The sequence below is a fragment of the Kitasatospora sp. NPDC057223 genome, from assembly GCF_042669755.1.
Lineage (GTDB): Bacteria > Actinomycetota > Actinomycetes > Streptomycetales > Streptomycetaceae > Kitasatospora.
Genome location: NZ_JBHUWW010000206.1, coordinates 1 through 10742 on the forward strand (window position 1 = coordinate 1; position 10742 = coordinate 10742).

The window sequence follows — 10742 nt, forward strand, 5'->3', positions numbered from 1 at the left end:
CACGTCACAAACACAATCCCCTCACAATCGGTGTTTGTGTTTTTTAGTTGGGGCTTTTTTTGTTTTATCTCTCAGCGGCGGTGGGCCGCCGCGTACGACTCGGAGGGGCCGCCCCACGGGCGTTGTGGCACCTGCTGGGGAGCCTCAGTTGGTGTAGGGCTTGTCGTCGTTGTACAGGTGCATGCCCGGGATCTTCAGGGTGCCGCCGAACTGGCCGGCCTGGACGGCCTCCACCCCGGTCATCTCGATGTCGAGCGGGATCGGCACGGCGCCGATCAAGTCCCACAGCCAGCGCGGCAGGGTGTCCGGCGTGAGGGTGATCTCGCCCAGGTCGATCGGGATCGGCAGGCCCAGCAGCTTCGACAGATGCCCGGACAGCCGCTCGACGTACATCGTGACCGGGCCGTTGCGCATGGTCGAGGTGCTGCCGGCCGCCCCCTTGACGTGGAAGGTCTTGCCGTTGCCCTCCAGCGTCGACATGTCGAGGTTCTCGATGTCGACGCTCGCGACGGTGAACTTCAGGACGCGCTTCGTCCCGGTGGGGGTGTGCACGTCGTACACGCCGTTGAACACCGCGCCGTGCAGGCCCAGCCGGCTGCTCAGCAGCGTCCAGTTCTGCTCGGGCACGACGTCGCCGCCGGCCGCCTTCTGGGCGGTCACCGAGCGGGTGTCCACGACGCAGTTCGGGTCCGCCGTCGCCGCCGCGGAGGGCGTGGCCGGGGCGGACGGCGCGGCAGCGGCCTCCGCAGCGGGGCCGGCCGTGGCCGCGGGGCCCGCGGCGGTGGCCGGGGCCGACGCCGCCGCGGTGGGGGCGCCCTCCGGCTGCGCGGACGCGGCGGGCGAGGACACCGGGGCGGACTCCGCCGGGGACGCCGGCTGGGCGGACGCCGCACTGCCGGTCGCCTCGGCGGCCGGGGACGCGGCGGCCGGGGACGGCGAGGCGGACGGGCTCGGCGAGGCCGACGGGTGGACCAGGTTGCCGATGCCACCCACGATGTCGTCGATGATGCCGCTCTGCACCACGCCGGGCGCAGCCGCCGAACCGGCCGCCGGCACCACGTACGCGGCGCCGATGACCTGTCCGCCGCCGGCGGCGGCGGCCTTGGTGGCGGTGGCGGTCGGCTTGGCAGTCGCCTTCGGGGTCGGCTTCGCGGTCGCCTTGGAGGTCGGCCTCGCGGTCGCCGACGGCTTGGCGGTCGCGCTGGGCGAGGCGGTCGGCAGCCCCTGGGTGCCCGGCACCGGCGTGAGCTCGCTCTTCGGGACGGGCGTCTCCTGGAGCACGACGTCCGACCCGGTGTCGGGCGCGCTCGCGCAGGCCTTGCCCGCCGGGGTGTCGGCGGTCGCGAGCGACGGGCTGTAGACGGCGCCCATCAGCAGCGCCGTGGGCACCGCCGCCATCGCGAGTGCCCGGCCGCGCAGACGGCTGCGGGCGGAGATCCTGGGGGCCGCGTGCCGGGCGCCGCTGTCGGTGCGCTGCCCGGGTATCGGGGAGTCCGCGCGGTCGGTCCCGCTCACCGCGCCTCCTCCGGTTCCCCGGCCTGCGCGGGGATGACGCCCTGGACGGCAGTGGGCTCGTCGCCGAGTGCCCCGGCGTCGTGGTGGGCAGCGGGCTCGGCGGCGGGCTCAGCGGCCTCGGGCTCCTTGAGCGGCGCCCAGGCGACCATCAGGCCACCGCCCACCAGCCCGGGGATCAGCGCCAGGCCGAAGCCGGCCAGGTTGGAGACCGGGATCGAGACCAGGGTCAGCAACGTGGTCGCCACGCCCGCGAAGATCCGGCTCATGGGCTGGTACCAGGCGGTCAGGCCGAGCACCATCAGCAGGATGCCGATGATCAGCGAACCCGAGCCGGCGGTGGTGGACATCGCCACGGTCATGCCGTTGAACGAGAGCTTGGCGTAGGGGAAGTAGAGGATCGGGACGCCGGCGACCATGGCCAGCACGCCGGCCCAGAACGGACGCGTGCGGCGCCAGGTCCGGAACCTCAGCCGCAGGCGGGTGACGCCGCCGGCTTCGTCGGGCCACACGGGGGCGGTTGCGCTGGACATGATGCAGCTCCTCGATGGTGTCTACGAGGGAAGAAATGATGGAGCGGCCGGGAGCGGCAGTACTGCGCCGCCCCCGGCCTGGAAGAACCGTCATCCGGATGCGCCGGCCGACGCACCGTCAGAGCAGGCTCAGAAGCACTCGTTGCCCGCGCCGTCGCCGTTCTTCAGCGAGAGGCTCAGGCCGTTGAGCGTGAAGGTGCCGGCCGAGGTGGCCCGTGCGGTCTGCTGGACACCGGAGAGGTCCGCCACGTCGGCCGACTGCGCGAAACCGGAGGCACCGCTCGGCAGACCGGCGCCGCCCAGCTTCGCGTGACCCTGCCAGCCGTTGGTCGCCGTGCCCTTGAGGGTGGAGGCGTCCTGGCCGATGTTGATGTTGGTGAACTCGGCGTCGGCGTTGAGCTGCTCGAGGTCGATGAGCAGGTTCTTCGCGGTGACCGGCTTCTTCGGGTCGGTGCCCGCGTGCAGCTGGAGCGTGATCTTGCCGAGCCCGAGCTTGCTGAGGTCGGTGACCACGGACTGGCACAGGTCGTTGATGGTGGCGGTGTCGAACGCCGACACGGCGACCGGGTGGAACGTGCCGTTGGTCTCGACATCCACCGCGCCGAACTGGGCGAAGTTGGTGCCGTGCAGGTGGCTGGTGCTCACCTTGAACTGCTGGCCGGAGATGCTGAACGAGGCGGCGAGCGCGCTGTTGGCGATGCTGACGCCGACGGCGCCCGTCGCCAGCAGGCTGGGCACCATCACCAGGGCGAAGCGCTTCCAGCGGGTCTTGCCGTAGGTCTGGGACATGCGAGTCCTCCTTCTAGGACGTACATCTCCGGCACCTGCCGGTACGGGTCGCACCGGCGGTGACCTGGGATGGGAGAGAGCTACGTCCTCGGTAGCGGAGAGCGCCATGAGTGCTGTCGGGCCAGGGTGCCGCGGTACGCGGCACTCCCGTTCCAGCACCGGCCACCTGTGGGGCGGCGGGTACGACCGACGACATCGGCGATCACCCCCGAGCGACAACCAGCGACCGCGCAGGCTGCGCGGCCGTTCGAAGGACAGGAACCGCTGTGGGTGCGCGGATACCCCCCTGCCCCTCCAGCCGGCGGCCGGAGCCGTCGGCTGCCCGGTGGGGATCCCTCGCTCCGCTGCGCCGACCGGCTGCCGGGGGTTTGGAGTGTGGGGACCAGGCGTCGCCGATCGTGCTCGAATCCCGGGCTGAGCACAAGAGGTTCGTTACTGACGGGTAATCCAACAACGAGTCGAGTTGATCATGAACAAGACCGATCGTTCACCCAGCGTGACGAAATGGAGGATTCGTGCCGAGGAAATCCGGGGGAAACACCGGAGAAACACCCCTGGACGGTCACCAGAGGTGACCGTCCAGGGGCGTTGTCAAGATTTGGTAAACCTCGGCCGGGATGACCGGATTGTCGCCAAATCACCAGCGACACCGCAGGTCACCTGCCGTGCCACCGCAAAGCGGCGCAGGCCCGGTAACGGCCGGGGGTCAGAACAGCACGCGGGCCAGTGCGCCACGTGCCGCGGTCACCCGCGCGTCCTCCGGGCCGATCACCTCGAACAGCTCCAGCAGGCGCAGCCGGGCGGTGTCGCGGTCCTCGCCGAACGTCCGGCCGACGGTGTCGACCAGGCGCCCGAAGGCGTCCTCGACGTGCCCGCCGACCAGGTCCAGGTCGGCCGCGTCCAGCTGCGCCCGGACGTCCTTCGGGTCGGCCGCGGCCGCCAGGCGCACGGCCTGCGGGTCGAAGCTCTCCACCCGGCGCAGCAGCTGGGCCTGGGCCAGGCCCAGCTTGGCCTCGGCGTTGCCCGGCTGGTCGAGCAGCACGTTCTGGTACGCCTGCACGGCGCCGCCCAGGTCGCCGCGGTCGAGCGCGTCGTGCGCGGCGGCGAGGGCCGGGTCCTCGGGGACGTACGGCCCCTGCCCGCCCTCGGCGGCCTGGCCCTGGCCGGCGCCGCCGACCACGCCGAACCGCTGCTCGGCGACCAGGATCAGCTGGTCCAGCACCTTGCGGACGTTCGCCTCGTTCTCGGCGCCCTGGAACAGGGGCACCAGCTGGCCGGCCACCACGGCCATCACGGCCGGGATGCCCTGGATGCCGAACTGCTGGGAGATCTGCGGGTTGGCGTCCACGTCGATCTTGGCGAGGACGATCCGGCCGGCGTACTCCTCGGCCAGCCGCTCCAGGACGGGGCTGAGCTGCTTGCAGGGCCCGCACCACTCGGCCCAGAAGTCGATGACCACCGGCACTTCGGTGGAGCGCTGGACGACCTCGGCCTCGAAGGTCTCCTCGGAGACGTCGATGACGAGCGGGTAGGCCGGGCCGGCCGGGGCGATCCCGGCCTCCTCGGCGGCGGCCGCCTGGCGGGCCCGCTCGGCCCTGGCCTGCTCGGCCTTCTGGGCGGCCTCGCCGGCTGCCTTCACCGCTGCGAGGTCGACGGCACCGCGCAGGGCGGAGCTGGTGGGACGCGAATTCCGTGGCTGCATGGCACTATCCTCCCCCGTCGATGCCGGTGCCGGGTGCCATCCGCCGGGAAAGTCGCACCCCGCTGGTCTGCGTGGTCCGAGCCGCCCGTGCGGGAACCCTCTCCCCCCGGCACTGCTGGTGCTGCTGGTCCTGCCGTCCGGCGCGGATCCCCACCCGCGCCTCGCGCCGCCCCATCCCATGGGACCCTCGACCGAGGGTGTCGACGCGTGGTGGTCACTCTTTCGCTACGAGTCGTAGCGTAACTGCACGGTGGCCCCCCGCCGCAAGCCCCTCCGGGCATCGCGGGACGTGAGCTGCCCCACTTTCGGCGCCCGTCCGGCTGCCAACGGGGGCGGTCAGTCGCTACCGTTACCCGTCCCACCCAAGTTACTTACCGGTAGAACGCAAGGAGGCCAGGTGTCCGCCGCCCAGACCCCCTTGCCCCAGGCCCCGCCCGAGCAGGCCCCGCCCGACCTCGCGGCGGCAGCCCCGTACGAGGCCGCCGCCCGCGCCAAGGGCCGGCCGCGCAGCGCCGCGGCCGACCGCGCCATCCTGGACGCCACCCGCGAGACCCTCGCCGAACTCGGCTGGGGCGGGCTCACCATGGGCCACGTCGCCACCCGCGCCGGCGTCGCCAAGACCACCCTGTACCGTCGCTGGCCGTCCAAGAACGAACTCGTGGTGGACGCCGTCGCCACCCTCTTCGACGACCTGGTGCTGGCCGACCTCGGCAGCCTGCGGGCCGACATCGAGGCCGTGGTGCAGGAGTTCGCCGCGCTGCTCGCCCGGCCGGAGACCCAGGCCGCGCTGCTCGCCCTGTTCGCCGAGGGCACCCGCGACCCGCAGTTGCGCCGCCGCATCCGCGAGGCCATCGTCGACCCGCAGAAGCAGCTCGTCCGGCAGGGCCGGGCGAACGCCCAGGCCCGCGGCGAACTCGACCCGGACCACGGCGCGGACACCGCGGCCGAGGAGATCGACATCATCTTCGACACCATCGCCGGCACCGTGGAGCACCGGATCCTGGTCAGCGGGGAGCCCGTCACCGCGGAGTGGATCCGCCGCTTCACCACCCTGCTGCTCGGCCCGTTCCCGGGCTTGGAGGGGCCGGCCGGCCCCTGACACGGCGCCGCCCGGGACGGGCCCCTGGAGGGCGCGTCCCGGGCGGGCGTCCGGGCGGGTGCCGGACCGGCTCTAGAACCTGGCGGTCTCGCGGTAGGTGCCCCACTCCTCCCGGAGCGCGTTGCAGATCTCGCCCAGGGTCGCCTCGGCGCGCACCGCGTCCAGCATCGGCGGGATCATCGACGCGCCCGAGCGGGCCGCGGCGAGCATCGCGTCCAGCCCGGCCTTCACCGCCGTCTCGTCGCGGGCGGCCCGGCGGGCGGCCAGCACCCGGACCTGCTCGCGCTCGACCTCGTGGCTGACCCGGAGGATCTCCAGTTCGGGGGTGACGCTGCGGGGGTGGCAGTTGACGCCGACCACCCGCTTCTCGCCCTTCTCCACGGCCTGCTGGTACGCGAACGCGGCCTCGGCGATCTCACCGGTGAACCAGCCGTCCTCGATGCCGCGCAGGATGCCGGTGGTGACCGGGCCGATCGGGTGCCCGCCGGCGCCCTTCGCCCGCTCCCCCTTCGCCAGGATCTGCGCGAAGATCTCCTCGGCCTGCGCCTCGATCCGGTCGGTCAGCGCCTCGACGTACCAGGAGCCGCCCAGCGGGTCGGCCACGTTGGCGACACCGGTCTCCTCCATCAGCACCTGCTGGGTGCGCAGGGCGATCTCGGCGGCCTGCTCGGAGGGCAGCGCGAGGGTCTCGTCCAGCGCGTTGGTGTGCAGCGAGTTGGTGCCGCCGAGCACCGCCGAGAGCGCCTCGACGGCGGTGCGGACGACGTTGTTGTACGGCTGCTGGGCGGTCAGCGAGACGCCGGCGGTCTGGGTGTGGAAGCGCAGCCACTGCGCCTTGTCCGTCCTGGCGCCGTAGCGGTCGCGCATCCAGCGGGCCCAGATCCGGCGGGCCGCCCGGAACTTGGCGATCTCCTCGAAGAAGTCCAGGTGGGCGTCGAAGAAGAAGGACAGGCCGGGGGCGAAGACGTCCACGTCCAGCCCGCGCGAGAGGCCGAGTTCGACGTAGCCGAAGCCGTCGGCGAGCGTGTACGCCAGCTCCTGTGCGGCCGTGGCCCCGGCCTCGCGGATGTGGTACCCGGAGACGGACAGCGGCTTGTAGGCGGGGATGCCCTCGGCGCAGTACGCCATCAGGTCGCCGATCAGGCGCAGGTGCGGCTCGGGGGCGAACAGCCACTCCTTCTGGGCGATGTACTCCTTGAAGATGTCGGTCTGCAGGGTGCCGTTCAGCAGGGCCGGGTCCACGCCCTGGCGCTCGGCCGCGACCAGGTACATGCAGAAGACCGGCACGGCCGGGCCGCTGATCGTCATCGAGGTGGTGACCTCGCCGAGCGGGATGCCGCGGAACAGCACCTCCATGTCGGCGGCCGAGTCGATCGCCACACCGCAGTGGCCGACCTCGCCGAGCGACTTGGCGTCGTCGGAGTCGTAGCCCATCAGGGTGGGCATGTCGAAGGCCACCGAGAGGCCGCCGCCGCCGGAGTCCAGGATCATCCGGTAGCGCTCGTTGGTCTGCTCGGCGTTGCCGAAGCCGGCGAACTGCCGGATCGTCCACGTCCGGCCGCGGTAGCCGGTGGCGTGCAGGCCGCGGGTGAACGGGTACTCGCCCGGCCAGCCGATCCGCTCGAACCCCTCGTAGGGCTGCCCCGCGGCCGGGCCGTACATCGGCTCGACCTCGTCGCCGGAGAGGGTGCTGAAGTCCGCGTCCCGCTTGCGCGCGCTGTCGTAGCGCTGCTGCCAGCGCTGCCTGCCGCGCTCGATCTCTTCGGCGTCCATTGGGCCGAACTCCGCTCCGTGCGGCCGCCACCACGTGGGACGGCGAAACTAGTAGGACGTCCTCACAATTTACTAGGATGTCCTACTACTTGTCGATGCCGCCACGCCCGCCCGGCGCCGGACATGCGGAAGGGCGCCCCCTCCCCGACGGGAGGAGGCGCCCTTCGTGCGGAACGTCAGACGGCGGCCGGCTGCTGGGCCGCGGCGGGCACGGCCTGCTCGGTCGCCTCCCGCACCACGCGGCGCTCGGCGAAGAACGAGGCGAACGGGATGCAGCCCGCCGCGAGCGTGAAGACGAGCCGGCCGATCGGCCACTTGAGCTTCTGGCCGAGCAGGAAGGTGACCACGAAGTACCCGATGTAGAGGTAGCCGTGCAGCATCGCCACGTACGTGGTGACGTCCTCGGCAGCGCCGAAGCCGTACTTCGCGACCATGAAGCCGCAGAACACCAGCAGCGCGCAGCCCGTCGCAATGGCCAGCGCGCGGTACCAGCCCAGCAGGGGGGTCGCCTTCATTCGTTCCTCGCCTCGCTCGGCACAATCGGTCGGTACGTCCGGATCTGCGCACCGCTCCCCCGAGGGTAGCCGCCGCCGGACGGCGTTCCGCGCGCACCCCCGCCCCCGCGGGGGTGCCCCGGCTACCGGCCGGACGGCTCCTGCGAGGGCTCGGCCGGGGTGAAGTCGCCCGCCGACACCCGCAGCGGCGTGAGCAGGTCGAACACCTCGCGGCACCGGCCGGCGTCGTAGTCCTCCATGCCGAACTCCATCGCCACCAGCTCGCGGGTCGCCTCCTCGACGACCTGGCGGCCGCGGTCGGTGATCGAGGCGAGCACGCCCCGGCCGTCCAGCGGGTTGGGGCGGCGGGCCACCAGGCCGGCCCGCTCCAGGCGGTCGACGGTGTTGGTGACGCTGGTCGGGTGGACCATCAGCCGCTCGCCGATCTTGGAGAGCGAGAGTTCGCCGGTGCGGCTGAAGGTGAGCAGCACCAGGGCCTCGTAGCGGGCGAAGGTGAGCCCGTAGGGCTTGAGGACGGCGTCGACCCTGGCGAGCAGGATCTGGTGGGCGCGCATGACCGAGGTGATCGCCGCCATCGAGGGCACCGTGCCCCAGCGGCGGGTCCAGAGCTCGTCTGCGCGGGCGATCGGATCGAAGTCGAGTGCGAGGGGCTTGGCCACGCCTCTTACCGTACCGGCGGGTGCGGCCGCGAGTACCAGCGTCCCTGATCGTGGACAAGGCCGGCGGATGGCGGGATGTCGCCAGCCTCGCGTTCAGGTACATACCAGGACATTGCCGGGATGTGAACCACGGCCAACTGCCGGGCCACCGTTCGGCGTTGCCCGGATTCTCGGCGGAGTGAGCCGCCATCAGGGGTGAAACCCCGTCAGCCCTGGGCAATATGAGCGCTTTGTCGCTTTCGGATATGACCGGCGCACTGGCGAGGTAGTGCCAATTCGTGAGCGATACCTGTCATTTCACGTGGTCGATTGTCATGCTTCTGGCCAGCCCCGTACGACAGCCACCGCCCACCCCAGCGGTAGCCGCCGCATGACCGCACGGAGCAGCACGTCAGCGTCCGTCCCGCCCCAACGGCACTAACCCCTGGTGCCCCGGGATGCGGCGCGACCGCGCACACGCGGTTGACTGGAAGGAATCCGTACGTGAAGCGAAAGCTCGCAGCCGGCGCAGTACTCTCCGCCACCGCCCTGCTCACCGGTGTGATCCAGGTGAGCACGGCGCAGGCCGGCCCCGCCCCCGCCCCGCAGGCCCAGGCCGCCCAGCAGCGGGCCGCCCTGATAGCCGTGGCGAACGGCCAGTCCGCGCCGCTGGCCCGGGCCCTCGCCCTCGGCGGCCAGGAGCAGCTCGTCGCCAAGGACGCCGTCGTCGACGCCAACGGCACCCGCCACCTGCGCTACGAGCGCACCCTCGGCGGCCTGCCGGTGCTCGGCGGCGACCTGATCGTGCACCAGGGCGCCGACGGCGCCGTGCAGTCGGTCGACAAGGCCGTCGACGGACAGCTCTCGCTGCCGAGCCTCACCCCCGCGCTGTCGGCGGACAAGGCGCTCGCGCAGGCCACCGGCGCCGTGCGGGCCACCGTCGGCATCGCCGCCGACAAGGACGAGCAGGCGATCAGCGAGGTCGGCCGGGCCGGCACCCCGGCCCTGGTCGTCTGGGCCGCCTCCGGCACGCCGCGGCTCGCGTACCGCACGGTCGTCGAGGGCATGCGCGCCGACGGCACCCCGAGCCGGCAGACCCTGGTGACGGACGCCGCCAGCGGCGAGGTGCTCTCCACCCACGAGGACATCCAGACCGCCGCCGGCACCGGCAAGGGCGTCTTCGTCGGCTCCGTCCCGCTGACCACCACGCTCAGCGGCTCGACCTACCAGCTGAAGGACGCCACCCGCGGCGGCCAGTACACGACCGACCTCAAGAACAAGACCTCGGGCGCCGGCACGCTCTACACCGACGCCGACAACGCCTGGGGCACCGGCCTCGCCTCCAACGGCCAGTCCGCCGCCGTGGACGCCCAGTACGGCGTGGCCGCCACCTGGGACTTCTACAAGAACACCTTCGGCCGCAACGGCATCAAGAACAACGGCGTCGGCGCGTACAGCCGGGTCCACTACGGCAGCAACTACGTCAACGCGTTCTGGGACGACTCCTGCTTCTGCATGACGTACGGCGACGGCTCGGGCAACACCCACCCGCTGACCGAGATCGACGTGGCCGGCCACGAGATGAGCCACGGCGTCACCGCGGCGACGGCCGGCCTGAACTACTCCGGTGAGTCGGGCGGCCTCAACGAGGCCACCTCGGACATCTTCGGCACGATGGTCGAGTTCTACGCGAACCTGCCCTCGGACAACCCCGACTACCTCATCGGGGAGCTCATCAACATCAACGGCAACGGCACCCCGCTGCGCTACATGGACAAGCCCTCCAAGGACGGCGGTTCGGCGGACTACTGGTCCTCCACCGTCGGCAGCAAGGACGTGCACTACTCGTCCGGCGTCGCCAACCACTTCTTCTACCTGCTGTCCGAGGGCAGCGGCGCGAAGACCGTCAACGGCGTCAGCTACAACAGCCCGACGTCGAACGGCTCCACGGTCACCGGCATCGGCCGGGCCAAGGCCGCGCAGATCTGGTACCGCGCGCTGACCGTGTACTTCACCTCCACCACCAACTACAAGGCCGCCCGCACAGCGACCCTGAAGGCGGCGACGGACCTGTACGGCACCGGCTCCGCCGAGTACAACGCGGTGGCGGCCGCCTGGAGCGGCGTCAACGTCAGCTGACGCCACGCGGACGCGACGGTGCCGGGGCCCGCTGGAGGGGCC

At 71.9% G+C, this 10742-nt stretch carries 9 protein-coding genes; 2 read left to right on the forward strand and 7 right to left on the reverse strand.

Annotated elements, in window-relative coordinates:
- Positions 1 to 144: 144 nt before the first annotated feature.
- The 4 genes from ACFUK0_RS37990 to trxA form a co-directional block, all read right to left on the reverse strand.
- The gene (locus tag ACFUK0_RS37990; RefSeq protein WP_380258254.1) at positions 145 to 1515 is read right to left on the reverse strand and encodes a hypothetical protein; all 1371 of its coding nucleotides are present in this window, start codon (positions 1513 to 1515) and stop codon (positions 145 to 147) included.
- A complete protein-coding gene (locus tag ACFUK0_RS37995) occupies positions 1512 to 2045 on the reverse strand; it encodes a DUF6114 domain-containing protein (RefSeq protein ID WP_380258256.1) in 534 nt (177 codons plus the stop codon). Before ACFUK0_RS37995 ends, ACFUK0_RS37990 begins: the two co-directional genes overlap by 4 nt.
- A gap of 129 nt (positions 2046 to 2174) precedes the next feature.
- The gene (locus ACFUK0_RS38000; RefSeq protein ID WP_380258258.1) at positions 2175 to 2834 is read right to left on the reverse strand and encodes a DUF6230 family protein; all 660 of its coding nucleotides are present in this window, start codon (positions 2832 to 2834) and stop codon (positions 2175 to 2177) included.
- Between the two features lie 706 nt (positions 2835 to 3540).
- Positions 3541 to 4536: a thioredoxin gene (trxA, locus tag ACFUK0_RS38005; RefSeq protein ID WP_380258260.1), complete on the reverse strand. Its 996-nt coding sequence runs from the start codon at positions 4534 to 4536 to the stop codon at positions 3541 to 3543.
- A 397-nt stretch (positions 4537 to 4933) separates the two neighbouring features.
- Between trxA and ACFUK0_RS38010 the strand changes: the two genes are divergently transcribed.
- Positions 4934 to 5635 (forward strand): TetR/AcrR family transcriptional regulator, encoded by a 702-nt coding sequence (locus ACFUK0_RS38010; protein WP_380258262.1) that lies wholly within the window; start codon positions 4934 to 4936, stop codon positions 5633 to 5635.
- A gap of 72 nt (positions 5636 to 5707) precedes the next feature.
- On the opposite strand, the gene ACFUK0_RS38015 is transcribed toward ACFUK0_RS38010, so the two are convergent.
- The 3 genes from ACFUK0_RS38015 to ACFUK0_RS38025 form a co-directional block, all read right to left on the reverse strand.
- Complete coding sequence (locus ACFUK0_RS38015) at positions 5708 to 7408, reverse strand: methylmalonyl-CoA mutase (RefSeq protein ID WP_380258264.1); 1701 nt, start codon at positions 7406 to 7408, stop codon at positions 5708 to 5710.
- A gap of 176 nt (positions 7409 to 7584) precedes the next feature.
- Positions 7585 to 7923, reverse strand: coding sequence for a DUF3817 domain-containing protein (locus ACFUK0_RS38020; RefSeq protein WP_380258266.1), 339 nt, complete (start codon positions 7921 to 7923; stop codon positions 7585 to 7587).
- Positions 7924 to 8045: 122 nt separating this feature from the next.
- Positions 8046 to 8582, reverse strand: coding sequence for a MarR family winged helix-turn-helix transcriptional regulator (locus ACFUK0_RS38025; RefSeq protein ID WP_380258268.1), 537 nt, complete (start codon positions 8580 to 8582; stop codon positions 8046 to 8048).
- 483 nt (positions 8583 to 9065) lie between these two features.
- Here ACFUK0_RS38025 and ACFUK0_RS38030 point away from each other — a divergent pair, with 483 nt between their 5' ends.
- Complete coding sequence (locus ACFUK0_RS38030) at positions 9066 to 10700, forward strand: M4 family metallopeptidase (protein ID WP_380258270.1); 1635 nt, start codon at positions 9066 to 9068, stop codon at positions 10698 to 10700.
- Positions 10701 to 10742: the final 42 nt, after the last annotated feature.

Coding starts and splice junctions, on each gene's coding strand:
- ACFUK0_RS37995 (WP_380258256.1), bottom strand. CDS start 2,045: ATGTCCAGCGCAACCGCCCCCGTGTGGCCCGACGAAGCCGGCGGCGTC.
- ACFUK0_RS38000 (WP_380258258.1), bottom strand. CDS start 2,834: ATGTCCCAGACCTACGGCAAGACCCGCTGGAAGCGCTTCGCCCTGGTG.
- trxA (WP_380258260.1), bottom strand. CDS start 4,536: ATGCAGCCACGGAATTCGCGTCCCACCAGCTCCGCCCTGCGCGGTGCC.
- ACFUK0_RS38015 (WP_380258264.1), bottom strand. CDS start 7,408: ATGGACGCCGAAGAGATCGAGCGCGGCAGGCAGCGCTGGCAGCAGCGC.
- ACFUK0_RS38020 (WP_380258266.1), bottom strand. CDS start 7,923: ATGAAGGCGACCCCCCTGCTGGGCTGGTACCGCGCGCTGGCCATTGCG.